Here is a 24601-nt window from a genome sequence, read left to right on the forward strand (position 1 = left end):
CCGTTAGAAACGACAAACCCCGCCAAAAGGCGGGGTTTGTGTTTTAAGCGTGCAGCCTGTTACCAATCCACTGCGTAACTCAGGCTGAAGGTACGACCTTCGGCATTCGGGTACGGTGCGCGGGCGTTGGCCTGGGCGAACATGTTCTGGTAGTTGCGGTTGGTGAGGTTGTACACCGCACCTTCAAGACGACCTACCGGTAGCCGTACCGAGCCCAGCAGATCAACCAGGGTGTAGCCCTGGATATCGCGACCGTTGTTGTCCTTGGCCGCAGCGTCATAATCGGCCAGGCGCATTCCCTGCAAGCGCAGGCTGTAGTCGTCACGCTGATAGCCCACAAAGGCGGTGGTCTTGGCGGGGGAGATGCGCGTGGCGGGCAGGTCGATCCATTTGCCGTTCTGCTGGGTCTCGCCCTTGGCGTAAGCGTAAGTACCGCCGACGGACCATTGGTCGTTGACGTTGTAGGTCAGGCTGGTTTCGGCACCGCGCACGCGTTCTTTCTGGTTGATCAGACGCAATACACGGTCGTTGGCATCGTAGAACTGCGTGACGTCCGAGGTGTTTTCATACGCGGTGACACTGGCCTGCCACTTGTCCCAGTCGCCACGCCAGCCCAGCTCATAGCTGTCGACTTTCAGGGCCTGGGCATTGAGGTCCTGAATATCGTATTTGCTGTTCACGTCACGCAGGAAGCGCTGGATATCCGGCAGGGAAAAGCCCTGGCTGAAGTTGACGAACACGTCCTGGTTTTCGGTCAGGTGATACACCGCCCCAAGGTTATACAGCGTGTCATCGTATTTGAGCGTGCCGCCGGGCAGTGTGGCGCGGTTGCCGGTCTGGACGATTTCGCCGTAGGCGATGCTGTCGGAGACCTCGCTCTCAATCCACTCGCGACGTACACCACCGCGTAAGGTCCAGTCATTGATGTCGTAGGACAGCTGACCAAAGATGGCTTTGGTGGTGGTCTCGATGTCCGGGCCCAGTTCGAAGGTGGTCCCGGTTTTGCTGTAGTTCAGGCCATTGACCCGATATTGGTCGCCGCGCTGGCGTGAGGTTTCATGATCATAGTCAGCCCCCCACACCAGGTTGCCGGTTGCCGGGCCGATGTCCGGCATCTGCGTATCGATCGCCGCACGCAGGCCATAGACATCCTGCACGCTGTTGTTGTCGGACACGCCTGCCCGGCCTCGGGACAGGTCCGGGAAGAACAGTGCATCGGCCCGCCGCCAGTAGCTTTCGACCTGCAGGCCCTGGCCGTAGAAGTCCTTGTCGGCGTAGTTGAGGTTGACCGCCTGGTTGTGGGTGTAGGGTTGATCGTTCAGGTCCAGGCCTTTTACGGCGACTGCGTCGCTGGTGATGCGAGGGTTCTTGGTGTAGCGGGTGTCTTGTTCGTCTTTGTAGTCTTGCAGCGACAGGCTGATCTTCTTGTCATCATCAAGCTCGTAGCCGAAGCGACCTTGCAGGTCGTAGGTGTCGGTGTCCATGTTGCTGCCCTGGGACGTATCCTGGGGAATGCGCTTGCCGTTACCGTCGAACTGGTCGTTGCGCTGCACGGTGTTGCCCGACAGATACCAGTCCAGCGGGCCCTTGCGCCCGGTGGCGCTTTGGAACGCCTGGTAAGCGAACCCCTTGTGGCTGAAGTTGTTGCCGGTGGTCATGCCGATCTTGCTACTGAAGGCCAGGTCTTCACCGTTGTTGCGTTTGGTGATGATGTTGATGATGCCGCCCGATGCACCTGCGCCGTAGACGCTGCTGGCGCCGGAGATCACTTCGATGCGCTCGATGCTCTCCGGTGCCACGCTGTTGAGCTGGCGGAAGTTATCACGCGTGGCGTTTTGCGAAACGCCATCGATCAGGATCAGGGTATTACGCCCGCGAAGCGTCTGGCCGAAGTTGCTCATGCCGCCGCTGGACGGCGCAATGCCAGGCACCAGTTGGCCGAGGATATCCGCGACCCGACGCCCTGCGCCGGTTTGCTGGCGGATCTGCTCTTCGTTGATGACCTGCACGGAACCTGGGATCTGCGCGATGCTGGTTTCATTACGCGTGGCCGACACCACGGTCGCTTGCAGCTGCAGGCTGGTTGGCGCTGCTTGCGTCGGCTCTGTCTGTTCGGCCCAGGCGGGCGCACTCATCGAGCCGAGAAGCGGCAGCAGAACGGCCAATTGCGATTTGTTCATGGGTTTGTCTCAGAGTTATTAGAAGTATTGACAGAAAAATCGGGTGTCTCAGGCGCTCGCGTATATGAACGGATAGCGCGGATACTCACGGCGGCCAATGCATAGGTCAGTGCGACCAGCCAGAAGCTGTGCGCCAGGCCCACCCACCCCATGCCGATACCGCCTATCAAGGCACCGCACAGCGCACCTGCTTTGGCGGCGCTGTTACCCATGCCCAGGGCAAAACCCTGCTGGCTGGACGCGACGGTATTGGCGATCAGTGTGTAGGCCACGGGCAGCAAAGCTCCCTGCCACACGCCCCACAGCAACCGGCTGGCGATGAACCCCAACCATTCACTGGCCAGCGCCGTGCAGGCCAGCGTGAGGGCGCAGGCCCAGGTGACCCATTCGATGATGCGCAGCGTATGCGCTGGCTGATGTCGATCGAACAGGCGGCCCCATAACGGCGCAGACAGTGCCAGGGTCAAGGCGCTGGCGCCATAGCTGGCGCCGATCAGCCACGCGGGCGCCTGCAAAACCTCGGCAACATATAAAGCGTAAAACGGTTGCGGCATCATCCTGGCTGCCTGGATCAATACGATGATTCCCAACATCGCGCCAAGCCAGCCTTTGGGCAGTGCGACAGGCTTCGACGGCCGAGCGGGTCTGGAGCGTGGTGAATCGCTGGGCAAGAACGTGCTGATTATCGCGCACAACAGGCAGACGGCGGTGGCGCTGTAGCACAGCAATGCGAAACCGGATATGTCCATCAGCCAGCCGCCCAATATCGGCCCGGCCAGGGAGCCTACGGCGGTGGCTGATTGCAGCCGCGCAAGAATGTGACCGCGCCCACCCTCGCCGCAGCAGGCCAGTGCGTAGGCTTGGGCAGCTGCAATGAAGCCGGCCAACGCACCTTGCACCACGCGGATGACCACCAGCCACCACGGATCAGGCGTTATCGCAGCCAGCGCCTGGCACACCGCCAGTGCCAGCAATGCACGGATGATCATGGGCTTGTGGCCGGTACGGTCGCCCAGTTTCCCCCACATGGGTGTGAGGATCATCGCTGCCATCATCGGCCCGGCATACACCAGCGAAGACAGCAGGCCGGTGTACTGGGCATTGGCGACGCCCAACAGCTTCTGGATTTGCAGCGGCCAAAACGGTCCGCTCATCTCCATCGCCCCCATCGACACCAACTGAATCACCACCAGCAGCCGCAGCGCTGTGTTGTTAGTCGGCATTGGCGGCCGCACTCAACGGGTTGGGCAGGCGCCCGACGATATCGGCATGACTCTCCAGCAGGCGCATACGCATGAACGATTTGGCCGGCCACGGTTGCTCCAGCAGTGCTTCGCGCTCGGCTGCCCAGCGTTGCGGTTCAACCTGAGCGCGCAGGTCGTCGAAACACTGGCTGACTTGTGCCGACAGCTCATTCCAGAGCAGCGCCTGGGGGATGTCGAAGTGGCGCGCAGCGAGCAGGATCAGCTCCCCCAGGTGGCACATGAATACGGTGTGCAGCAGCTTGTCCCGTACAAAGCCTGCGTCGTCGTACAGCGTCATCTTCGGGTCGTGCAGTTCAATGTCCAGGCCGTGGGCATGCAAGGTTTTGCGGTCGATACGGATATCGCCGAAATCGCGCAACAGCAGGCGGCTCAATTGCCCGTCTGCGGCCATGACCATAAAGGAGTTCTGCTGATGGGCCTCGAACGCAACGCCGTAGCGCAAATACATGCCCAGCAGTGCCGGCACACTGATCGCCGCGTAATCATGGAAAAACGCGAGCATAGCCGCCGCGTCATCCTGGCCTTGGCTCAGGCGCACCCATTGGCGCAGCAGCGGCTGGCCGTGTTGATCAATGGCAAACAGGCTGCCCACCGGCACGGCCATTTCCCCGGGCTTAAGTTGGCTGTGGGGATTGTCGCGATAGAGCACCGCCAGGTGGCGGGAGTGCTCGTCATTGGCCGGTATTGGCTTGAAATGCACACCGATACGCTCGGGAACGATGCTGAGGATTTTCCCAATCGCAGGCTCGCGCTCCAGGATGGTCAGCAGCAGGTGGCTGATCCGTGGGCCCATGCGTGCCGAACGCGGTGAGACGGTGCGCTGCACGCTGGTCAGGCGCAGCGACACGGGCAGTTTGACCATGGGCGCATCGCAGCGGCCTTCAGGCAATACGGTCCTGAAGGACATGGTGGGGTGGGCGGTAAACGCGACGATATCGGTCAGCACCAGCAGCTTGTCGCCGATTGCATCGGCGAACAGCTGAGGCAGCTCCTGGCGTGCCTGCCAGGGATGGGAAGGCAACGGCAGATAATCGCCAGCCTCAAGGCCCTGTGCGTGAAGTGTCGCGGTTAGTTGCTGCGCCGCCTGTGGAAAGTGCTTGCTCCACCACTGCCAGTAATCTGCAGTCCCGGCCAACGTTTCGACATGGGCAAATTGGCGATGCAGTGCGCACAGCAGTACCGGGAAGCGTGCTTCGAATTCCGGCGAATAATTGATGACCTGCTCGGTATTCAGGCCCAGCTTGGTCTTGTAATTGGGGTGCCACGGGTGACCCAATGTTCCCCACTGCTCAAGCACGGATGTCGGGTTGGTAGCGCCTGAACTGTTCTTGAGATGACTCAGCAAGTTGCCTTGATGCACCGGGTCCATGGACGCATGCAGCTTGAGCGTCCATTGCTCATGGAAGGCGAGGCACAAGGTGTCGTTGATGAAGCTGTCGTCGATCTCGACGTTGAGGCGGTTGAGCACTTCCAGGTCTGCCGGTGAGGTGAGGCTGGCGTTAAGCAGCGTCAACAACTGTGATGGGAATTGGATCTTCTGGTCGGTCTGGCCTTCGCGCAACAGAACGACTTCGCCACGCAGGTCCCAGCTTGCCATGCGGCCAGGGCGCAAATGTTCAAAACGTAGTTGGGCCCGGCAAGGCAATGTCAGTGAGCAATGTCCGTGTTCGTCATAAGTGAGGGTGTTGGGGTCGAGCAGGCTTTCACGAAACAATGCCTGGATCAGGCGTTGAAAGCTACGTTCGGCGGCGGGTGCCAGCGTATTGATCAGGGCGTCAAGGCTGATGTGACTGGCTTGAAATTGCGCGGTGGCAAGTGCCTCGCTCCAGCGTTCCAGCAACGAGATGTCTGGCTGCGTGCTATTTCCGTGCATCAAATGGATTCCCTAATCGTGAGCCTGAATGAAAGGTGCACGAATGGTATCGAGAATCATTATTTTTGTGTGCTTTTGTTACATAAATTCATATCGAATTCTTGAAAAAAAACCGCGCTCCAAAAGCGCGGTTTCTTGTAGACGGTCCGGCTGCGTGGGCCGGGCGTCGAGCTGATTTCAGCGCTTCAGGAGCTTTTCGCCTGGCGTTGCAATTCGAGAGTTTCGAGCTCGTTTTTATAATTATGGGCATCGCTCTCGTTGTGGAACATGCCGACCAATACGTCTTGCTGATGGACATCCCAGATGTGAATCCCGTGGCCTACCGCCTCGTGGGACATATGTTCATCGTCGCGTTCAGTTACTTTTACAGTCATCTGCTTGCTCCAATCTCTGGTGGGTCTGCGGCAAGTCGTCGCAGGCCTTTGTTATATGATTTGTTAGCTTGCTAAGTAAACTGATTTTGCGCGCAATAATTCATTGCAGGAAGCGCAACAATGCTGGAGGCCGCGTAAACCGAGGCATTGCGTCGCCATGGCAGAGGCTTTATGACAAAAGTTTCATGTTCGGGGCGGCCAGGTTGACCTCGGCACCGCCATCGCAGGCAAGCCAGCTCCCACCTTGAAATGCATTCCCCTGTGGGAGCTGGCTTGCCTGCGAAGGCGGCCTGACAGGCGACACTGTTATACCGAGTACATATCCATTCCTGCGGTAACGGCCACTTAGGGTTCCGCCTGACGGCGGCTCACTTTTGAAAAGCGCAAAAGTAAGCAAAACGCTCTTGCCCCACCACTCGGCACCTCGCTTAGGCTCGGTGTGCCCGAACACAGGCTTGAATCCGTGGGCCGCCGCCACGCGCCATCCATGGCGCGGGGCGGCTAACCCGGCGTCCTGCCGGGTTACCCACGAATTCAAGCCTGCGTTCGGCCAGCGTGGTTTAACGGGGCGCCTGAGATCAAGAGCAAGATCAAGAGCGGCTCGCTTCGCATCGTGGTTACCGTCTGCTGCTACAGCCCAAAAGTTGTGTAGATACCTATGCTGCGATAGCGGTAGTGGCTCGCCCTAAAAATGCCAGGCAAAAAAAAGCCCCGCATTCAGCGAGGCTCTTTTCCGGTGCATCAGCAATCAGCTGCCTTTGACGGCCTTACCGTCAACGGTGCCATCCTGCAGCATGATGTTGTATTCCTTGCCGTCGGTCTCAACCTGACGCAGGGCAACCAGAATGCCGCCCTGGTCCTTGGCAAACCACATCTGCGTGATGCGCTTGCTTTGGGACGGATCACGTACGCGTTCAACCTTGATCGCGTCGATGGAGCCTACCTTGGTCTGGACCTTTTCCGGGCCAATTACGCGGAAGTCATAGGTGTCGACATCAGTGCCTTCGGCCACTCGGTAGCTCATGCTTTTTTTGCCGGCAGCCACGTCGCGCTGCAGGGCGAGCTGATAGGTGGACTTGTCGAGCATGCCGCTTTCGAGGGTGACGTTAACCGGATCCTTGTTTTCAAAACCGGTGATTTTCTTGTTCGCCTGGTCGAAGTCCAGGTTGATCTTCTTCGCCTTGCCCAAGCCGCCGCGCTCGAAGCTGTAGCTCTTGGGTTGCAGGGTGTCCTTGTCGAACAGGATCACGCTGGTTTCTGTCAGGCTGGCAATCATCATTGAGGCCTTGAAGTTCAAGGTCCAGGTGCCGTCGCCGTTTTTGGTCAGGCTGCGTTCAGCCGAACCACTCATGGGCAGTTGCTTCCAGTCGGCGGTGTAGCTGACGGAGAAGGGATGAAGGTCTGCCGCTTGTACGGCAGGCAAAGCGAACAGCGCAAAAGCGAAGAGCAGGGCGCGACGCATAAAATCTCCTAGGTTCGAATCAAGTGGCCGCTGGCCGCGAGTAACTGACCGTCCAATAATGCACCCTGGTCACCAAGAATCAACCGTCCCTCGGCAAACCAGCGAACAGCCAGCGGGTAAATCCTGTGTTCCTGGGTATGAACCCGTTGCGCAAGGGTCTGCGCCGAGTCGCCTGACTCTACCGGAACCACTGCCTGTACGACCAGAGGCCCGCCATCGAGTTCCTCGGTGACGAAGTGCACGCTGCAGCCATGCTCGCTGTCGCCGGCGTCGAGAGCGCGCTGATGGGTGTGCATGCCTTTGTACTTGGGCAGCAGGGAAGGGTGGATATTGAGCAGGCGCCCTTCGTAGTGCCGCACGAAATCAGCACTGAGGATGCGCATGAAGCCGGCAAGGACCACGAGCTTGGGATTGAAGGCGTCGATCAGTTCGATCAAGGCGCGGTCGAAAGCCTCGCGGCCCTCGAACGCCTTGTGATCCAGCGAGCGGGTATCGATACCCGCGTCCCTGGCGCGTTGCAGGCCGTAGGCGTCGCTGCGGTTGGAAATCACCGCAGCGATGCGCACCGGGCTGTCGCCGCTGCGCGTGCTATCGATCAGGGCCTGCAAGTTACTGCCGGTGCCGGAAAGCAGCACCACGACATCACAGGTTGCAGGCATCAGTGCGCCTTAAGGTTCTTCAGTTCAACCTGGGCCGCGCCTTCGGCGGCAGTGGCGATCTGGCCGATAACCCAAGGTTGCTCGCCGGCTTCACGTAATACGTTCAGCGCGGTTTCAACGTGCTCTTGTGCCACGCAGATGACCATGCCCACGCCGCAGTTGAGCACGCGGTGCATTTCGGTTTCGTTGACGTTGCCTTTCTCTTGCAGCCAATCGAAGACTGCCGGGCGCTGCCAGCTGGCCACGTCGACAATCGCCTGGGCGCCTTTTGGCAGAACGCGCGGGATGTTATCCAGCAGGCCGCCGCCGGTGATGTGGGCCATGGCCTTGACGGCGCCGGTGTCCTTGATCAGCTTGAGCAGTGGCTTGACGTAGATGCGAGTCGGGGCCATCAGCAGGTCGGTCAGCGGCTTGCCGTCGAGCTGGATGTTTTCGATGTCGGCGCCGGACACTTCGATGATCTTGCGGATCAGCGAGTAACCGTTGGAGTGCGGGCCGGACGATGGCAGGGCGAGCAGGGCGTCGCCGGCAGCTACTTTGGAGCCGTCGATGATCTCGGCTTTTTCCACGACGCCGACGCAGAAACCGGCCAGGTCGTAGTCTTCGCCTTCGTACATGCCTGGCATTTCAGCGGTTTCGCCGCCGACCAGGGAGCAACCCGACAGTTCGCAGCCGGCGCCGATGCCGGTGACCACCTGGGTTGCGGTCTCGACATTGAGCTTGCCGGTGGCGTAGTAGTCGAGGAAGAACAACGGCTCGGCGCCGCACACCACCAGGTCGTTGACGCACATGGCGACCAGGTCGATGCCGATGCTGTCGTGCTTGTTCAGGTTCAGGGCCAGGCGCAGCTTGGTGCCCACGCCGTCGGTGCCGGACACCAGTACAGGCTGTTTGTAGCCGGCCGGGATTTCGCAGAGGGCGCCAAAACCGCCCAGGCCACCCATGACTTCAGGGCGCGCAGTGCGCTTGGCGACGCTCTTGATGCGTTCGACCAATGCTTCACCGGCGTCGATGTCTACACCGGCGTCCTTGTAGCTCAGGGAGGGTTGCTTGCTCATGATCCAGGCCTTTAGGGGGGGATTCAGGGGTAACGACCGAGCGGGCGGGCGCTTTTGGAAAAGGCCGCTGCCGTTGACGGTCTGCGAAGGCGCGCGATTTTATCAGGCTTGAAGGGCAGCGGCCATCCTCGGGCCGACGGGCAGGGCCATATAGATTAAAAAAGCCGGTTAAAAATGCTGATTCGCTCTGCCAAGCGGCGTATTAAGGTATAGCCTTGAACCCGCTATCGTTATGACAGTACAAAAACTTGTCGAGGCCCTGTGAATGTTTTGCCGGGTGCTGTGGTCACAGCCTGGCTAAACCGATTCACGCGGTCTGTTCCAGCCGCTAAATTTGTCGTTCGGGAATCTTCCATGCGTCTGTGTAAATTCTTCTTTGTGGGCTGTTTGTCGTTGGTCAGCCTGGCGAGTCATGCCGAAACCCTCAATGGCCTCTATCAAGTGCTCGAACCGGTCAGCAGCCAGTCCCCCCAGGAGCGCGACCAAGCCACCCAGCGCGCCGTGCAGACATTGGTGATCCGCCTCACCGGCGACGCCAGGGCCGCCGATGGCCCGGGCCTGGCGGCAATCCGCAAGGACCCGCAACAAATCATCACCCAATACGGCTACGACGCCGGCCCGCCCGAGAGCCTGCAAGTGGACTTCGATCCGGTGAGCACCGACCGGGCCTTGCATGATGCCGGCTTGTCGATCTGGGGCAGTAATCGACCGTCGATTCTCGGTTGGTGGCTGAACGATTCTACCGAAGGCAGCAGCCTGGTCGGCGATGGCCAGGCGGTTGCTCAGACACTGCGCCGTGCCGCGCAACACCGTGGTTTGCCATTGCGCCTGCCGCTGGGCGACCTCGATGAGCAAGTGGTTGCCACCGCGCCGAATCTGGAAAGCGCGGACGCTACGCCGTTGCGTGCAGCCTCCGAGCGCTACGGTGCCGATGCGTTGCTGGCTGTGCATGCGCGCCAGGAAGGCAGTCAGTGGCAGGCCAAATGGCATCTGTGGCTGGGCGATACGGCCGAGCAGGGTACCGCCCAAGGCGCAGACACTGCCGCGCTTGCCGACGCGGTATTGCTGGCGGTCAGCCAAAAGCTGGCACCGCGCTTTGCGGTCAAACCCGGGGTGAGCAGCGAGCAACTGCTTGAAGTGCAAGGTATGAACCTGGAGCGCTACGCCACCCTGGGCCGGTTGCTGGAGCCCTTTGGTGGCCAGCCGCAGTTAGTGGATGGCAACCGTATTGTGTATCGCGTCAACGGCAGCGCCGAGCAGTTGCGTACCCAATTGAGCCTGGCCAAGTTGCAGGAAATCCCTGCAGGCGAAGCCCCGGCCCAGCAACCCGTGGTCGATGGCACGCAACCGGCTGCTGCACCCGAGCCCCAGGCGCAACTGCGTTTTCGTTGGTAAATAGTGTTCCTTCTTCTATATAGAAGAAGGGCGTAAATAACAGATGGAGTGGTTTATGGCGGATACGCGTCGTTGGGTGTGGCTTGGCGGGATAGTCCTGCTGTGCGGTTTTGTGTTCTTGCTGCATTCGATCCTGACGCCGTTCCTGGTGGCGCTGCTGCTCGCCTATCTGTTCGATCCCGTGGTGGATCGCCTGGAAAAAGTCGGCATGTCGCGCACCTGGGGCGTGATCACGGTGTTTGCGCTGTTCACGTTGATCATCACGGCGCTGGTGTTGATATTGGTGCCGATGTTGGCCAAGCAACTGTTTCGCCTCTACGAGCTGGCGCCGCAAATGCTCGACTGGTTGCAGCACACGGCAATGCCGTGGGCCCAGTCCAAGTTCGGGCTGGCGGATGGCTTCTGGAAGTTCGACAAGGTCAAGGCAGCTATCAGCGAGCATATGGACAAGACCACCGATATCGTCACGGTGGTGCTCAGCCAGGCAACCGCGTCGAGCCTGGCGCTGATCGGCTGGTTGACCAACCTGGTGCTGATCCCGGTGGTGGCGTTCTACCTGCTGCGTGACTGGGACATCATGATGGCCAAGATCCGCAGCCTGCTGCCCCGTGACCGCGAAGAGCGCATCGTCTCCCTCGCCGCAGAATGCCATGAAGTACTGGGGGCGTTTGTTCGCGGCCAACTGCTGGTGATGCTGGCGCTGGGGGTGATCTATGCCGCCGGCTTGATGGCCATCGGTCTGGAGCTGGGGCTGTTGATCGGCTTGATCGCGGGCCTGGCAGCCATCGTGCCATATATGGGCTTTGTGATTGGTATCGGTGCGGCGCTGGTGGCCGGTCTGTTCCAGTTTGGCGGCGACCTTTACCCGATGCTGGGGATCGTCGCGGTGTTCATGGTCGGCCAGGCGTTGGAAGGCATGGTGCTGACGCCGCTGCTGGTGGGCGATCGGATTGGCCTGCACCCGGTGGCGGTGATCTTTGCGATCCTGGCCGGTGGCGAGCTGTTCGGGTTTACCGGCATCCTGCTGGCGCTGCCGGTAGCGGCGGTGATCATGGTGCTGGTGCGTCACGTTCATGACTTGTACAAGGATTCGGACGTGTATACGGGCGTTGATGAGCCCGAGTTGTAATCGCAATGTCACAAACCCGGCCAAGGCCGGGTTTGTTGTTTGTGGGGCAGGGGGCGTCAAACAATCCGCGTAAAACCGCGAGGTTAACGCAAACCTTTGATTTTGCTTGTGGTCTGCTGCATTGTGCGCCCGGCGTCACGGGTATAAACTTTGCAAACTTTACACAGAGGCCACTAACGGTTCGATGGGAGCCGTTCAGTCAGCATGAAACCGATTCAGCTGCCCCTAGGTGTGCGTCTGCGTGATGACGCTACCTTTATCAACTACTACCCAGGCGCCAATGCCGCTGCACTCGGCTATGTCGAGCGGCTCTGCGAAGCCGACGCCGGGTGGACTGAAAGCCTGATCTATCTGTGGGGCAAGCATGGCGTGGGGCGTACCCACCTGTTACAGGCTGCGTGCCTGCGTTTCGAGCAGATGGGCGAGCCGGCGGTATACCTGCCGTTGGCCGAGTTGATGGACCGCGGCGTCGGTATCTTCGACAACCTTGAGCAGTACGAACTGGTGTGCCTGGACGACTTGCAGGCAGTGGCCGGCAAGGCGGATTGGGAAGAAGCGCTGTTTCACCTGTTCAACCGCCTGCGCGACAGCGGTCGGCGCTTGCTGATCGCCGCTTCCACCTCGCCGCGTGAGCTGCCGGTTAAGCTGGCCGACCTCAAGTCGCGGCTGACCCTGGCGCTGATCTTCCAGATGCGCCCGTTGTCCGATGAGGACAAGCTGCGTGCTCTGCAACTGCGCGCTTCCCGTCGTGGCCTGCACCTGACCGACGAAGTGGGGCACTTTATCCTGACCCGTGGCACCCGCAGCATGAGCGCGCTGTTCGATTTGCTTGAGCAACTCGATCAGGCTTCCTTGCAGGCGCAAAGAAAATTGACGATCCCTTTCCTCAAAGAAACGTTGGGCTGGTAAAGCGTTGATTTGCCACCATTCGGCAATTTTCAGGCGTCAGCAAATGTGCGTTTGAGCCCGGCAGGCCCCGCAAGTACAGCGATACATGGAATTACGGCTTAGATGGCATAGTCCAAACAATAAGTCACATAGATCACGATTGAATTTGCAAATCGATGTGATAGAGGGCATAGTCTCGGCTTCTTTACACATCAGCCACGGTCGTGCCCATGCTAAATCGCTTCGCACCCCTCGTGCCTCTCGCACTCGTTACCCTATTGTTTGGTTGCGCCTCCCACCCTCAACAGGTGGCAGAACAGCCCAAACCACAGGTTCAAAATCAGGCCAAGTTCGTTGCTGCACAGTCTGCTTCTGTTTATGAAGAAGAGATGGCAACCGAAAAAGAACTCGCCGACTTCTCAGGTAGCAAGCCTTACCAGTTGCCCCTTCTGGCCGACAGCATTCTTGAGCGCGGCAAGTCCCTGATCGGTACCCGTTACCGTTTTGGCGGCACTTCTGAAGCCGGTTTCGATTGCAGCGGTTTTATCGGTTATCTGTTTCGTGAAGAAGCGGGCATGAACCTGCCTCGCTCCACGCGCGAAATGATCAACGTGGACGCACCGTTGGTCGCACGCAACAACCTTAAGCCGGGCGATCTGCTTTTCTTTAGTACCAGTGGTCGCGGTCGTGTCAGCCACGCCGGTATCTACCTGGGCGATAACCAATTTATCCACTCCAGCAGCCGCCGTAGCGGTGGCGTTCGGGTCGATAACCTGGGTGACAGCTACTGGAGCAAAACCTTCATCGAAGCCAAGCGCGCACTCGCCATGGCCCCGACTACGGTTACCGCTAGTAAGTAAAGTTAAAGTGATACTTGAAGTTTGACGTGTAAGCGCTAGAATCCCTGGACATTGTTGTCATCCGTTCGCGCGAGCTTTGCTTGCGCGTTCTGGTTTTCAACGTTCGGCAGCGAAAGCCGCATCCAGACCAGGATTGTTCTGCACATGTCGACCTCGGCCCGCCTGATGCTCATTGTTTGCGCCGCGCTGCTCAGCGCCTGCGCCAGCCGTCCACCGCCGCCCGCGCCTGTAGCGGTCAAGCCCAAGCCGGTATTCAACTACGCCACCCAGAATTTTTCGCCTGCTGCCGAAGATGTGCTCTTCCGTGCGCTGGGCCTGGTCGGCACGCCTTATCGCTGGGGCGGCAACACACCGGACTCGGGGTTTGATTGCAGTGGCCTGATCGGCTTTGTGTTCCGCGACGCAGCCGGCATCTCATTGCCGCGCACCACCCGTGAATTGATCATGATGCGTGGCCAGGACGTCAGCGAACAAAACCTGCAAACCGGCGACCTGTTGTTCTTCGCCACCGGTGGCGGTTCGCGGGTCAGCCATGCGGGCATCTATGTGGGGGAGGGCCGCTTCGTACACGCGCCGCAAACCGGCGGTACGGTGAAGCTGGATACGCTCTCCAAAGCGTATTGGCAGAATGCCTACCTGAGTGCCAAGCGGGTACTGCCGGGGAACCTGGCGCGTAATCCCTGAATCAGTAAAACTCCAAAATGTGGGAGCGGGCTTGCCCGCGAATGCAGTGTGTCAGTCAACGCGTTAGTTGACTGGGCCACCGTAATCGCGGGCAAGCCCGCTCCCACATTGGTGTGTGGCGATTTACTTAACAGCCGATACCCGCCAAACCTTATTGCCCACATCATCGGCCACCAGCAAATCCCCCTGCTGATCTATCACCACGCCTACTGGCCGGCCCATGGCCTTCTCATCGCTATCCAGAAACCCGGTCAGCACATCCACCGGTTGCCCTTTCGGCTGGCCCCCTTCGAAGGGCACGAAAATTACCTTGTAGCCACTGTGCGGCTTGCGGTTCCAGGAACCATGCTGGCCGATAAATGCGCCATTACTGAAAGGGGCAGGGAGTTTGCTGCCCTCGGCGAAGGTCAGCCCCAGCGACGCAGTATGAGGGCCTACCGCATAGTCGGGAGCGATGGCCTTGGCGACCATGTCCAGGTTCTGCGGGGTGACACGCACATCCACATGCTGGCCGTAATAACTGAAAGGCCAGCCGTAGAAGCCGCCATCCTTGACCGAGGTGATGTAATCCGGCACCAGGTCGCTGCCGATTTCATCGCGCTCGTTAACTGCCGTCCACAGCTTGCCGCTCTGTGGCTCCCAGGCCATGCCGTTGGGGTTGCGCAGGCCGGAGGCGAAAATGCGGTGCTGGCCGGTCGCGCGATCAACTTCCCAGATAGCAGCGCGGCCTTGCTCGGCATCCAGGCCGTTTTCGCCAACGTTGCTGTTGGAGCCGACGCTCACATACAGCTTGCTGCCGTCCTTGCTGGCCACCACGTTTTTGGTCCAGTGATGGTTCAAGGGGCCGCCTGGCAAATCCACGACTGTGGTGCCTTGGGACGTGATTGCGGTTTCACCCGGCTGATAGGGAAAGCGCAGCAACTTGTCCGAGTCCGCCACGTACAGATCGTTGCCCACCAGTGTCATGCCAAACGGCGAATTCAGATTTTGCAGAAATACCGTACGCGTTTCGGCCACGCCGTCATGATCGGCATCGCGCAGCAGCGTGATGCGGTTCGGGCTGGGCACACCGGCACCGGCGCGGCCCATGACTTTTTCCATCACCCAGCCGCGCACGCCTTTGGAGTCGTCTGGCTTGGGCGGCGCATTGGTCTCGGCCACCAGCACGTCGCCGTTGGGCAGCACGTAGAGCCAGCGTGGGTGATCCAGGCCTTCGGCGAAGGCGGCCACTTGGGTGCCGGCGGCAGCCGTTGGCTTGGCGCCTTCAGGCCAACCGATCGCCGGGGCGATGTTGACGGTGGGAATCAGCGTCTTGTTCGGCTCCGGCAGTTTGGGCGAGGGCCCGGTGCCATCCGCGACTTGCAGGGTGGAGCTTTCGCCGCAGGCGGCGAGGCTGCCGGTGAGCATGATCAGTAAGGCCAATCGGGTTTTAGGCATGGTTTTCTCCTTGATACCTGTAAGGGTAGAGAAGCACGCTGTACGGATGGTTCAAGTACAAGGCCAGCTTTAATTGACGCTCCACCCCCAACCCACTAACCTTCGCGGCTTGTTCCAGGTGCTCTGTGGCGCGCGCGTCGACAGAGTGAAACAGGGAAGCCGGTGAGTGAGCGCACTTGTACACAGTGCTGCCGCGATTCCGGCGCTGCCCCCGCAACGGTAAATGAGTCAAGACGGTGCTGTTTGCCACTGTATCGCCCGCGATATGGGAAGGCGCGCCCTCGGCTGCTTCGATAAGACGCGCCACTCATGAGTCCGGAGACCGGCCTTGAACATTCAACAGCATCACGGTGGGCGATGCTTGGCTGTCTGTTTTTTCTTTTTCCTGCCCGCCGTTTTTGTCCAGCCCCAACGGAGAGCTGCCATGACCGATTCCCCCGACCGCGACGAACGCCACCTGGCGCGCATGTTGCGCAAAAAAGCCGTAATCGACGAGCGCATCGCCAATTCGCCGAATGAGTGCGGCTTGTTGCTGGTATTGACCGGCAACGGCAAAGGCAAGAGCAGCTCGGCCTTCGGCATGTTGGCCCGCGCCATGGGCCACGGCATGCAGTGCGGTGTGGTGCAGTTCATCAAGGGCCGCAACAGCACGGGCGAAGAGCTGTTCTTCCGGCGCTTCCCCGAGCAGGTGCGCTTCCACGTCATGGGCGAAGGCTTCACCTGGGAAACCCAGGATCGCCAACGTGATATCGCCGCCGCCGAAGCGGCCTGGGCGGTGTCCCGGGCGATGCTCAATGACGCGTCCATTCGCCTGGTGGTGCTGGACGAACTGAACATCGCCCTCAAGCACGGCTACCTCGACCTGGATCAGGTCCTCAGCGACCTGCAAGCCCGCCCGCCGATGCAGCATGTGGTGGTCACTGGCCGGGGCGCCAAGCCTGAATTGATCGAAATGGGCGACACCGTCACCGAAATGGGCATGCTCAAGCACGCGTTCCAGGCCGGTATCAAGGCACAGAAGGGCGTCGAACTTTGAATCAGCCCCGCCAATGCCCGGCCGTATTGATCGCCGCTCCGGCGTCCGGCCAGGGCAAAACCACGGTCACCGCCGCGCTGGCCCGTTTGCATCGCAATTTGGGGCGCAAGGTGCGCGTGTTCAAATGCGGGCCGGACTTTCTCGACCCCATGATCCACGAGCGCGCCAGCGGTGCGCCGGTGTATCAATTGGACATGTGGATGGTGGGCGAGCAGGAAAGTCGTCGTCTGCTGTGGGAAGCGGCGGGGGAGGCCGACCTGATCCTGATCGAAGGCGTGATGGGGCTGTTCGACGGCACCCCCTCCAGCGCCGACCTGGCGCGGCACTTCGGCGTACCGGTGCTGGGGGTGATCGACGGGACTGCCATGGCTCAGACCTTTGGTGCCCTGGCCCTGGGCCTGGCGCGCTATCAGCCCGACCTGCCGTTTGCCGGGGTGCTGGCCAACCGGGTCGGCACCCTGCGTCATGCGCAGTTGCTCGAAGGCAGCCTCACCGAAGGCTTGCGCTGGTACGGCGCGTTATCCCGCGAGACCGGCATCGAACTGCCGAGTCGCCACCTGGGCCTGGTGCAAGCCAGTGAACTCAATGACCTGGATGTGCGCCTGGATGCCGCCGCCCGGGCGCTGGGCAGCAGTTGCGAAGTGGCTCTGCCGCCGCCCGTGACCTTTGCCGCGCCCGAAGTGATCAAGGCCGAACCGTTACTGGCTGGTGTGCGTATCGCTGTCGCCCGTGACGAAGCCTTTGCCTTTACCTACGGCGCCAGCCTGGATTTGCTGCGGGCCATGGGCGCCGAGCTGACATTCTTCTCGCCTATCCATGATCGCCAGCTGCCGCAGGCGGACAGCCTTTATCTGCCTGGCGGGTATCCGGAGCTGCACCATCAGGCCCTGTCGGCAAACACCTCGATGCTGGAGGCCATCCGTGCTCATCATGCCGCCGGCAAGCCTCTGCTCGCCGAATGTGGCGGCATGCTCTACCTGCTCGATTCGCTGATGGATGTAGAGGGCGCCCGAGCCGAACTGGTTGGCTTGCTGCCAGGCGAAGCGGTGATGCAAAAGAAACTTGCGGCCCTGGCCCTGCAAAGTGTCGAACTGCCGGAAGGCACGTTGCGCGGGCACACCTATCACCACTCCTTGACCAGCACCGCATTGGCGCCGATTGCCCGTGGCCTGAGCCCTAACGGCGGGCGCGGGGCTGAAGCGGTTTACCGACAAGGGCGGCTGACCGCTTCCTACGTGCACTTTTATTTTCCGTCGAATCCTGGCGCGGTGGCCGCGTTGTTCGCGCCAGATCTTGAGACCGCTATCGCAGGCAAGCCAGCTCCCACAGGGGAATGCATTTCAAATGTGGGAGGGGGCTTGCCCCCGATGCGGCCATGACTGACAACGCCTTCCCCGAGGCCGACCGCCAGGCTGTCTACCGCGCCATCGCCGAACGTCGCGACATGCGCCACTTCACCGGCGGCAACGTCGCCCCCGAGCTGCTGCACCGTCTGCTCCAGGCCGCCCACCAGGCGCCAAGCGTCGGCCTGATGCAGCCGTGGCGTTTTCTGCGCATCAGCGACCGCTCGTTGCGCAGCCAGATTCAACAGTTGGTGGAAGAAGAGCGCGTGCGCACCGCCGAGGCGCTGGGCGAGCGCTCCGATGAATTCATGAAGCTCAAGGTCGAAGGCATCAACGACTGCGCCGAGGTGTTGGTGGCCGCACTGATGGATGATCGCGAGCGCCACATCTTCGGGCGCCGCACATTGCCCGAAATGGACATGGCGTCCTTATCCTGCGCGATCCAGAACCTGTGGCTGGCGGCGCGTGTTGAAGGCCTGGGCATGGGCTGGGTGTCGCTGTTCGAACCCCGGGCGCTGGCCCAATTGCTGGGTTTACCCCCTGGTGCGAAACCCCTGGCCGTACTGTGCCTGGGGCCTGTGGCCGAGTTCTACCCGGCACCGATGTTGCAGATCGAAGGCTGGACCGAGCCACGGCCGCTAAGTGACATGCTGTATGAAAACAAGTGGGGAGTGAGTCAATGAGTGTGGCCTTGCTGTGTGTCGCTGCGGTGGCGCTGGATGCGCTGCTGGGTGAACCCAGGCGCTGGCATCCGCTGGTGGCGTTCGGCAACTTCGCCGGGCGCATCGAGCAGCGTTTCAATAGCGGTGGGCGCGGCTGGCGCAGCCATGGCGTGACGGCATGGTTTATCGCCGTGGTGCCGTTGACCCTGCTCGCCACCGCCTTATCCTGGGCGCCTTATATCGGCTGGCTCCTGGAGATCCTGGCGTTGTACTGCGCCCTGGGTATGCGCAGCCTGGGCGAACATGTGACCCCGGTGGCCCAGGCCCTGCGCAGCGATGACCTGGATGAGGCACGCCAACGTGTGAGTTACCTGGTCAGCCGCCAGACCAGCGAACTGGACCGCACTGAAGTCGCCCGCGCCGCAACCGAGTCGGTGCTGGAGAACGGCAGCGATGCGGTATTCGCCGCATTGTTCTGGTTTGTGGTGGCGGGCGTGCCAGGCGTGGTGCTCTATCGCCTGAGCAACACTCTCGACGCCATGTGGGGCTATCGAAACGAGCGCTTCGAGCGTTTTGGCTGGGCGGCTGCAAAGATCGACGATGTGCTCAACTACATTCCTGCGCGTTTGGTGGCCTTGACCTACGCATTATTGGGCAAAACCCGCCTGGCCCTCAAATGCTGGCGCACCCAGGGCCCGACATGGGACAGTCCCAACGCCGGTCCGGTGATGGCCGCCGGTGCCGGTGCGTTGGGCGTCGAACTCGGCGGTGCAGCGATTTATCACGGCGAGCTGCATCAGCGCCCGCCGTTGGGCGAAGGCCCGCCGGCCGATGCCGATTCCATTGACCGTGGCTGGCAACTGGTGCAACGCGGCGTATGGTTGTGGCTGCTGATCTTGTGCGTGGGGGCGCAAATCTATGCTTGAGCACGGTGGTCGGCTGCGAAAAGCCGCGATTGAATACGGGATTGCCGAAGCGGATTGGCTGGATCTGTCCAGTGGCCTGGCGCCCTGGCCGTGGCCGATTCCCGAGATCCCGCTGCGCGCCTGGGCCCGCCTGCCGGAAACCGATGACGGCCTGGAGAGGGCCGCCTGTGAGTATTACGGCGCCGCCCAGTTGTTACCGGTGCCGGGCTCCCAGGCCGCGATCCAGTTGCTGCCGCGCCTGCGCCGTTCCGGCAAGGTCGGCGTGCTCTCGCCCTGTTATGCCGAGCACGCCGAAGCCTGGCGCCGCGCCGGTTATGTGGTGCGTGAAGTGCAGGAGCAGGAGGTCGACTTCTATCTCGACAGCCTCGACGTGCTGGTGGTGGTCAACCCCAACAACCCCACGGGCCTTAGTTTGCCCCCGCAACGCTTGCTGGACTGGCACGCGCGGCTGGTCCAGCGCGGTGGCTGGCTGGTGGTGGACGAAGCGTTCATGGACGTGACCCCTGATTCAAGCCTGGCGAGCCATACCGATCAGGTCGGTTTGATCGTACTGCGCTCGTTCGGCAAGTTTTTCGGCCTGGCCGGTGTGCGCCTGGGCTTTGTGCTGGCCGAACGCAAGTTGCTCAAGTTGCTGGCCGAGCAGCTCGGGCCCTGGGCAGTCAGCGGGCCCACGCGGGTATTGGGCCAAGTGTGCCTGCGCGATACGGATGGGCACGCCCGCCAGCGTGATCGGTGCATCGAAGCGGGCCGGCGCTTGTTCGAACTGCTTGAACGCAGAGGCTTTCAACCCCACGGCGGCTGTGCATTGTTCCAGTGGTTGATCACCCCTCATGCCGGGCGCCTGCACGAATTCATGGCTCAGCGCGGCATCCTGCTGCGCCTGTTTGTGCACGACAGTAGCGTGCGTTTCGGCCTGCCCGACGCCGAAGCCGACTGGCTGCGGCTGGACGAAGCCCTGGTCGCTTACAAGGAAGCCACATGAGTACGCTGATGGTGCAGGGCACCACGTCCGACGCCGGCAAAAGTACCCTGGTGACTGCGCTGTGCCGTTGGCTGGTGCGCCAGGGTGTCGGCGTGGTGCCGTTCAAGCCGCAGAATATGGCGCTCAACAGCGCGGTGACGGCCGAAGGCGGCGAGATCGGGCGCGCCCAGGCGGTGCAGGCTCAAGCCGCCAAACTCGCGCCCCACACCGATATGAACCCGGTGCTGCTCAAGCCCAACAGCGACACCGGTTCCCAAGTGATCATCCACGGCCGTGCCGTGACCAGCATGAACGCCGTGGCCTATCACGACTACAAAGCCATCGCGATGCAGGCGGTGTTGGCTTCCCACGCACGTTTGAGCCAGGCCTACCCAGTGGTGATGGTCGAAGGCGCGGGCTCCCCGGCCGAGATCAACCTGCGCGCCAATGACATCGCCAACATGGGCTTTGCCGAAGCGGTGGATTGCCCGGTGCTGTTGATCGCCGATATCAATCGCGGCGGCGTGTTTGCCCACCTGGTCGGCACTCTGGAACTGCTGTCGCCCAGCGAGCAGGCGCGGGTCAAGGGCTTCATCATCAACCGTTTTCGCGGTGATATCGCGCTGTTGCAGCCTGGGCTGGATTGGCTGGAAGCGCGCACCGGCAAGCCGGTTGTCGGCGTGTTGCCTTATGTGATGGACCTGCACCTGGAGGCGGAAGACGGCATCGACCAGCGCCAGATCGACAAGGCCGCCCAAGTGCTCAAGGTGGTAGTCCCGGTGTTGCCGCGTATCAGCAACCATACCGATTTCGACCCGCTGCGCTTGCACCCCCAGGTGGACTTGCAGTTTGTCGGGCCGGGCCAGGCGATACCGGCTGCTGACCTGATCATCCTGCCGGGCTCGAAAAGCGTGCGCAGTGACTTGGCCTATCTGCGTGCCAATGGCTGGGACACCGCCGTGGCGCGGCATTTGCGTTATGGCGGCAAGGTGCTGGGGATCTGCGGCGGCTTGCAGATGCTGGGTGAGCAGGTGCATGACCCGCTTGGGCTGGAGGGTGTGGCCGGATCCAGTGTCGGCCTCGGGCTGCTGGCGTTTACTACAACGCTGGAGGAGGAGAAGCAGCTGCGCAATGTGCGCGGACGCCTGGTGCTCGAAGATGCTGAAGTGAGTGGGTATGAGATTCATGCGGGTGTGACATCAGGCGATGCCCTGCTCAGCGCTGCCGTGCTGCTGGACGATGGTCGCAGCGATGGCGCGCTGAGTGCTGACGGGCAGATTCTCGGCACCTACCTGCACGGGCTGTTCGAAACACCGGCGGCGTGCAGTGCCTTGCTGCGGTGGGCCGGATTGCAGGAGGTGCAAGAGGTGGATTATCACGGGTTGCGCGAGCGTGATATCGAGCGGTTGGCGGATCTGGTTGAACACCATTTGGACACCGATTTGTTGCGCAACCTATGTGGGATTTAACAGTGTGTACGCGATGCAAATGTGGGAGGGGGCTTGCTCCCGATGGCGGCCTGTGGGTGTACATATCCATCGCTGCGGTAACGGCCACTTATGGTTCCGCTCTTACAGCGGGTCACTTTTGAAAAGCGCAAAAGTAACCAAAACGCTCTTGCCCCACCTCAAGCCTGCGTTCGGCCAGCGTGGTTTAACGGGGCGCCTAAGATCAAAAGCAAAATCAAGAGCGGCTCGCTGCGCATCGTGGTTACGTAAAGCGCCGCGTTCAGTCTGGTTTTGCGCTCCACCTTTGACTTTTACAGGGCTAATTCCATGCTCCAACTGATCTTGGGTGGCGCCCGTTCGGGCAAGAGTCGCCTGGCTGAAAAGCTCGCCTGCGACAGCGGTTTGCCGGTTACTTATATCGCCACCAGCCAACCCCTCGACGGCGAGATGAACGAGCGCGTCGCTTTGCATCGCCAGCGTCGCCCCGACCATTGGGGTCTGGTTGAAGAGCCCCTCGAACTGGCGCGCGTGCTGCGCGAAAACGCCGCCACTGATCGCTGCCTGCTGGTGGATTGCCTGACCTTATGGCTCACCAATCTTCTGATGCTCGAAGACCCGGCGCGTCTTGCCTTCGAGCGTGATCAACTGCTGCAAACCCTGGACTCGCTGCCGGGTGAAATCATTTTTGTCAGCAACGAGACCGGTCTGGGTGTCGTGCCGCTGGGCGAATTGACTCGCCGCTATGTGGATGAAGCCGGTTGGTTGCATCAAGCCTTGGCCGAGCGGTGTCAGCGTGTCGTGTTGACGGTTGCCGGCCTGCCCCTGACTTTGAAAGGTACTGCGTTATGACGGACTCCTGGTGGCTCAACCCCTGCAGGGCCATTGATGCTGCGGCCCATGAACAGGCGCTGGCGCGTCAGCAGCAATTGACCAAGCCCGCCGGTTCCCTCGGCCGGCTGGAAGCGCTGGCGGTGCAGTTGGCGGGTTTGCAGGGGCGGGTCAAGCCGTCGGTGGAGCAACTGTGGATCGCGATTTTTGCCGGCGATCACGGTGTGGTGGCTGAGGGCGTATCGGCGTTTCCCCAGGCGGTCACCGGGCAGATGCTGCAAAACTTCGTCAGCGGCGGCGCGGCGATCAGCGTGTTGGCGCGGCAACTGGATGCGCAACTGGAAGTGGTTGATCTTGGCACGGTGACGCCCTCGCTGGACTTGCCCGGTGTGCGTCATTTGAACATCGGCGCGGGCACCGCCAATTTCGTCCATGGCCCGGCGATGACCCAGGCTCAGGGGCTGCTGGCATTGCACGCGGGCCGAGACAGCGCGCACCGCGCTCTGGAGTGTGGTGCGCATGTGTTTATCGGCGGCGAGATGGGCATCGGCAACACCACCGCGGCCAGCGCATTGGCCTGTGCCTTGCTGGATTGCCAGGTGAGCGACCTGACCGGCCCGGGTACAGGTTTGAATGCTGCAGGCGTGAGCCACAAGGTTGCGGTCATTGAACGTGCGTTGGCACTGCATGCCGGGCAACGCAGTGATGTATTGCAAACGCTGTTCAATCTCGGTGGTTTTGAAATTGCCGCGTTGGTTGGCGCTTACCTGGCCTGTGCCCAGGCAGGGATCGTGGTGTTGGTGGACGGGTTTATCTGCAGCGTGGCCGCGCTGGTGGCGGTGCGCTTGAACCCGGCGTGCCGCGAATGGCTGGTGTTCGGGCATCGGGGCGCCGAGCCGGGCCATCGCCATGTATTGCAGAGCCTCAATGCCGAACCGCTGCTGGAACTGGGCTTGCGCCTGGGCGAGGGCAGCGGCGCGGCGCTGGCGGTGCCGTTGTTGCGGTTGGCCTGTGCGTTGCACGGGCAAATGGCAACCTTCGCCGAAGCGGCTGTGGCGGATCGCCCCGCATGACCTTGCACCTGGACCTGCTGCGCCATGGCGAAACCGAACTGGGCGGCGGCCTGCGCGGCAGCCTGGACGATGCCTTGACCACCAGGGGCTGGGCGCAGATGCGTGCCGCGGTGGTGGGGCAGGGGCCGTGGGATCGGCTGATCGGCTCACCGCTGCAACGCTGCGCCTTGTTTGCCAGGGAGCTGGGCGCACAGCTCGATCTGCCGGTCAGCCTTGAGCCGGCGTTGCAAGAACTGCACTTCGGCGCCTGGGAGGGCCAGAGCGCCGCTGCGCTGATGGAGACCGATGCCGAAGGGCTGGGGTTGTTCTGGGCTGATCCCTATGGCTTTACGCCGCCAGAGGGCGAGGCTGTCATTGAATTTTCCAGGCGGGTGCTCGGCGCGGTATCACGCCTGCATCAGGCTTATGCTGGCCAGCGCGTGCTGTTGATCAGCCATGGCGGCGTGATGCGCCTGTTGTTGGCCCAGGCGCGTGGGATGCCGCGCGAGCAACTGCTGAACGTCGAGGTCGGCCACGGCGCGCTGTTCAGCCTGCAGGTTGGCGCCGATGGCGTACTGAAAGAAGGAGCGTAACGATGCTGCCGTTCTGGATCGCCCTGCAATTTCTCAGCTGCCTGCCGATCCGCTTACCGGGTATGCCGCAACCTCAGGAGCTGGGCCGCTCGTTGCTGTTTTATCCGCTGGTGGGGCTGCTGTTCGGCCTGTTGCTGTGGGGGTTGAACCAGGTTTTGGTGGGCGCGCCCTTGCTGCTGCACGCCGCGCTGTTGTTGACGGCCTGGGTGCTGCTCAGCGGTGGCCTGCACCTGGATGGCCTGGCGGACAGCGCCGACGCCTGGTTAGGTGGCTTTGGTGACCGCGAGCGCACCCTCAACATCATGAAAGACCCGCGCAGCGGGCCGATTGCGGTAGTCACCCTGGGCTTGGTGCTACTGCTCAAGTTCAGCGCGTTGGTGGCCCTGATCGAACAGCACAATGGCGCTGCTCTGATCCTGGCGCCTTTGATCGGGCGGGCTTCGATGCTGGCGCTGTTCCTGACCTTGCTCTTATACACATCTGACGCT

23 protein-coding genes and 1 riboswitch are annotated in these 24601 nt (G+C 61.3%); of the genes, 15 read left to right on the top strand and 8 right to left on the bottom strand.

Annotation, left to right across the window (positions count from 1 at the left end; genetic code table 11):
• Nucleotides 1-59 precede the first annotated feature (59 nt).
• The 7 genes from JFT63_RS17635 to purM all read right to left on the bottom strand — a co-directional run bounded on the left by JFT63_RS17635 (nt 60) and on the right by purM (nt 8871).
• Nucleotides 60-2180 carry a TonB-dependent receptor gene (locus JFT63_RS17635; protein WP_198844387.1) on the bottom strand — a complete coding sequence of 707 codons (2121 nt, stop codon included), beginning with the start codon at nt 2178-2180 and terminating at the stop codon, nt 60-62.
• Nucleotides 2177-3403, bottom strand: coding sequence for an MFS transporter (locus JFT63_RS17640; protein WP_198844388.1), 1227 nt, complete (start codon nt 3401-3403; stop codon nt 2177-2179). Before JFT63_RS17640 ends, JFT63_RS17635 begins: the two co-directional genes overlap by 4 nt.
• On the bottom strand, nt 3393-5318 hold the full coding sequence (locus JFT63_RS17645) for an IucA/IucC family protein (RefSeq protein ID WP_198844389.1): 1926 nt from the start codon (nt 5316-5318) through the stop codon (nt 3393-3395). Before JFT63_RS17645 ends, JFT63_RS17640 begins: the two co-directional genes overlap by 11 nt.
• 185 nt (nt 5319-5503) lie before the next feature.
• A complete protein-coding gene (locus JFT63_RS17650; protein ID WP_003193064.1) occupies nt 5504-5692 on the bottom strand; it encodes a hypothetical protein in 189 nt (62 codons plus the stop codon).
• Between the two features lie 748 nt (nt 5693-6440).
• Nucleotides 6441-7154, bottom strand: coding sequence for a DUF3108 domain-containing protein (locus tag JFT63_RS17655; RefSeq protein ID WP_032880017.1), 714 nt, complete (start codon nt 7152-7154; stop codon nt 6441-6443).
• An 8-nt stretch (nt 7155-7162) separates the two neighbouring features.
• The gene (purN, locus tag JFT63_RS17660; protein WP_057700956.1) at nt 7163-7813 is read right to left on the bottom strand and encodes a phosphoribosylglycinamide formyltransferase; all 651 of its coding nucleotides are present in this window, start codon (nt 7811-7813) and stop codon (nt 7163-7165) included.
• Nucleotides 7813-8871: a phosphoribosylformylglycinamidine cyclo-ligase gene (purM, locus tag JFT63_RS17665; protein ID WP_014719398.1), complete on the bottom strand. Its 1059-nt coding sequence runs from the start codon at nt 8869-8871 to the stop codon at nt 7813-7815. The genes purN and purM overlap by 1 nt, the downstream gene beginning before the upstream one ends.
• Before the next feature lie 354 nt (nt 8872-9225).
• Here purM and JFT63_RS17670 point away from each other — a divergent pair, with 354 nt between their 5' ends.
• The 5 genes from JFT63_RS17670 (at nt 9226) to JFT63_RS17690 (ending at nt 13827) form a co-directional block, all read left to right on the top strand.
• Entirely contained in the window at nt 9226-10266 is a 1041-nt protein-coding gene (locus JFT63_RS17670) for a DUF2066 domain-containing protein (protein WP_198844390.1), read from the top strand.
• Nucleotides 10267-10321: 55 nt separating this feature from the next.
• Nucleotides 10322-11395, top strand: a complete 1074-nt coding sequence (locus JFT63_RS17675) for an AI-2E family transporter (protein ID WP_198844391.1) — start codon at nt 10322-10324, stop codon at nt 11393-11395.
• Nucleotides 11396-11599: 204 nt separating this feature from the next.
• Nucleotides 11600-12304: a DnaA regulatory inactivator Hda gene (gene hda / locus JFT63_RS17680; protein ID WP_005790177.1), complete on the top strand. Its 705-nt coding sequence runs from the start codon at nt 11600-11602 to the stop codon at nt 12302-12304.
• Between the two features lie 209 nt (nt 12305-12513).
• Entirely contained in the window at nt 12514-13143 is a 630-nt protein-coding gene (locus JFT63_RS17685) for a C40 family peptidase (RefSeq protein ID WP_057700953.1), read from the top strand.
• A gap of 144 nt (nt 13144-13287) precedes the next feature.
• Nucleotides 13288-13827, top strand: a complete 540-nt coding sequence (locus JFT63_RS17690) for a C40 family peptidase (RefSeq protein ID WP_198844392.1) — start codon at nt 13288-13290, stop codon at nt 13825-13827.
• A gap of 123 nt (nt 13828-13950) precedes the next feature.
• On the opposite strand, the gene JFT63_RS17695 is transcribed toward JFT63_RS17690, so the two are convergent.
• A complete protein-coding gene (locus JFT63_RS17695) occupies nt 13951-15264 on the bottom strand; it encodes a PQQ-dependent sugar dehydrogenase (protein ID WP_057700952.1) in 1314 nt (437 codons plus the stop codon).
• 99 nt (nt 15265-15363) lie between these two features.
• Nucleotides 15364-15609: riboswitch (cobalamin riboswitch) on the top strand.
• Nucleotides 15610-15688: 79 nt separating this feature from the next.
• On the opposite strand from JFT63_RS17695, the gene cobO reads away from it, so the two are divergent.
• The 10 genes from cobO to JFT63_RS17745 all read left to right on the top strand — a co-directional run.
• Nucleotides 15689-16300 (top strand): cob(I)yrinic acid a,c-diamide adenosyltransferase, encoded by a 612-nt coding sequence (gene cobO / locus JFT63_RS17700; protein ID WP_057700951.1) that lies wholly within the window; start codon nt 15689-15691, stop codon nt 16298-16300.
• Complete coding sequence (locus tag JFT63_RS17705; RefSeq protein WP_198844393.1) at nt 16297-17679, top strand: cobyrinate a,c-diamide synthase; 1383 nt, start codon at nt 16297-16299, stop codon at nt 17677-17679. The genes cobO and JFT63_RS17705 overlap by 4 nt, the downstream gene beginning before the upstream one ends.
• The gene (gene bluB / locus JFT63_RS17710; protein ID WP_198844394.1) at nt 17676-18326 is read left to right on the top strand and encodes a 5,6-dimethylbenzimidazole synthase; all 651 of its coding nucleotides are present in this window, start codon (nt 17676-17678) and stop codon (nt 18324-18326) included. The genes JFT63_RS17705 and bluB overlap by 4 nt, the downstream gene beginning before the upstream one ends.
• Nucleotides 18323-19231 carry an adenosylcobinamide-phosphate synthase CbiB gene (gene cbiB, locus JFT63_RS17715; protein ID WP_057700948.1) on the top strand — a complete coding sequence of 303 codons (909 nt, stop codon included), beginning with the start codon at nt 18323-18325 and terminating at the stop codon, nt 19229-19231. The genes bluB and cbiB overlap by 4 nt, the downstream gene beginning before the upstream one ends.
• Nucleotides 19224-20213 (top strand): threonine-phosphate decarboxylase CobD, encoded by a 990-nt coding sequence (gene cobD, locus JFT63_RS17720; protein WP_198844395.1) that lies wholly within the window; start codon nt 19224-19226, stop codon nt 20211-20213. The genes cbiB and cobD overlap by 8 nt, the downstream gene beginning before the upstream one ends.
• Nucleotides 20210-21661, top strand: coding sequence for a cobyric acid synthase (locus JFT63_RS17725; protein WP_198844396.1), 1452 nt, complete (start codon nt 20210-20212; stop codon nt 21659-21661). The genes cobD and JFT63_RS17725 overlap by 4 nt, the downstream gene beginning before the upstream one ends.
• 306 nt (nt 21662-21967) lie before the next feature.
• Nucleotides 21968-22489 carry a bifunctional adenosylcobinamide kinase/adenosylcobinamide-phosphate guanylyltransferase gene (gene cobU, locus JFT63_RS17730; RefSeq protein ID WP_198844397.1) on the top strand — a complete coding sequence of 174 codons (522 nt, stop codon included), beginning with the start codon at nt 21968-21970 and terminating at the stop codon, nt 22487-22489.
• Nucleotides 22486-23541, top strand: coding sequence for a nicotinate-nucleotide--dimethylbenzimidazole phosphoribosyltransferase (cobT, locus tag JFT63_RS17735; RefSeq protein WP_198844398.1), 1056 nt, complete (start codon nt 22486-22488; stop codon nt 23539-23541). Before cobU ends, cobT begins: the two co-directional genes overlap by 4 nt.
• Nucleotides 23538-24113 (top strand): alpha-ribazole phosphatase family protein, encoded by a 576-nt coding sequence (cobC, locus tag JFT63_RS17740; protein ID WP_198844399.1) that lies wholly within the window; start codon nt 23538-23540, stop codon nt 24111-24113. The genes cobT and cobC overlap by 4 nt, the downstream gene beginning before the upstream one ends.
• A 2-nt stretch (nt 24114-24115) precedes the next feature.
• Nucleotides 24116-24601, top strand: a 486-nt coding sequence (locus JFT63_RS17745) for an adenosylcobinamide-GDP ribazoletransferase (RefSeq protein ID WP_198844400.1), incomplete at its 3' end; no start/stop codon positions are given.

The sequence above is a fragment of the Pseudomonas sp. MF7453 genome (assembly GCF_016405455.1).
In the GTDB taxonomy this organism is placed as follows: Bacteria; Pseudomonadota; Gammaproteobacteria; order Pseudomonadales; family Pseudomonadaceae; genus Aquipseudomonas; species Aquipseudomonas paralactis.

Bases quoted from the DNA above. Each gene is read 5' to 3' on its own strand.
- JFT63_RS17725 (WP_198844396.1), top strand. From the start codon at position 20,210: ATGAGTACGCTGATGGTGCAGGGCACCACGTCCGACGCCGGCAAAAGT.
- bluB (WP_198844394.1), top strand. From the start codon at position 17,676: ATGACTGACAACGCCTTCCCCGAGGCCGACCGCCAGGCTGTCTACCGC.
- JFT63_RS17695 (WP_057700952.1), bottom strand. From the start codon at position 15,264: ATGCCTAAAACCCGATTGGCCTTACTGATCATGCTCACCGGCAGCCTC.
- cobO (WP_057700951.1), top strand. From the start codon at position 15,689: ATGACCGATTCCCCCGACCGCGACGAACGCCACCTGGCGCGCATGTTG.
- cobC (WP_198844399.1), top strand. From the start codon at position 23,538: ATGACCTTGCACCTGGACCTGCTGCGCCATGGCGAAACCGAACTGGGC.
- JFT63_RS17685 (WP_057700953.1), top strand. From the start codon at position 12,514: ATGCTAAATCGCTTCGCACCCCTCGTGCCTCTCGCACTCGTTACCCTA.
- JFT63_RS17645 (WP_198844389.1), bottom strand. From the start codon at position 5,318: ATGCACGGAAATAGCACGCAGCCAGACATCTCGTTGCTGGAACGCTGG.
- cobT (WP_198844398.1), top strand. From the start codon at position 22,486: ATGACGGACTCCTGGTGGCTCAACCCCTGCAGGGCCATTGATGCTGCG.
- JFT63_RS17635 (WP_198844387.1), bottom strand. From the start codon at position 2,180: ATGAACAAATCGCAATTGGCCGTTCTGCTGCCGCTTCTCGGCTCGATG.
- JFT63_RS17675 (WP_198844391.1), top strand. From the start codon at position 10,322: ATGGCGGATACGCGTCGTTGGGTGTGGCTTGGCGGGATAGTCCTGCTG.
- cobU (WP_198844397.1), top strand. From the start codon at position 21,968: ATGCTCCAACTGATCTTGGGTGGCGCCCGTTCGGGCAAGAGTCGCCTG.
- JFT63_RS17640 (WP_198844388.1), bottom strand. From the start codon at position 3,403: ATGCCGACTAACAACACAGCGCTGCGGCTGCTGGTGGTGATTCAGTTG.
- JFT63_RS17650 (WP_003193064.1), bottom strand. From the start codon at position 5,692: ATGACTGTAAAAGTAACTGAACGCGACGATGAACATATGTCCCACGAG.
- JFT63_RS17655 (WP_032880017.1), bottom strand. From the start codon at position 7,154: ATGCGTCGCGCCCTGCTCTTCGCTTTTGCGCTGTTCGCTTTGCCTGCC.
- purM (WP_014719398.1), bottom strand. From the start codon at position 8,871: ATGAGCAAGCAACCCTCCCTGAGCTACAAGGACGCCGGTGTAGACATC.
- cbiB (WP_057700948.1), top strand. From the start codon at position 18,323: ATGAGTGTGGCCTTGCTGTGTGTCGCTGCGGTGGCGCTGGATGCGCTG.
- JFT63_RS17690 (WP_198844392.1), top strand. From the start codon at position 13,288: ATGTCGACCTCGGCCCGCCTGATGCTCATTGTTTGCGCCGCGCTGCTC.
- hda (WP_005790177.1), top strand. From the start codon at position 11,600: ATGAAACCGATTCAGCTGCCCCTAGGTGTGCGTCTGCGTGATGACGCT.
- cobD (WP_198844395.1), top strand. From the start codon at position 19,224: ATGCTTGAGCACGGTGGTCGGCTGCGAAAAGCCGCGATTGAATACGGG.
- JFT63_RS17670 (WP_198844390.1), top strand. From the start codon at position 9,226: ATGCGTCTGTGTAAATTCTTCTTTGTGGGCTGTTTGTCGTTGGTCAGC.
- purN (WP_057700956.1), bottom strand. From the start codon at position 7,813: ATGCCTGCAACCTGTGATGTCGTGGTGCTGCTTTCCGGCACCGGCAGT.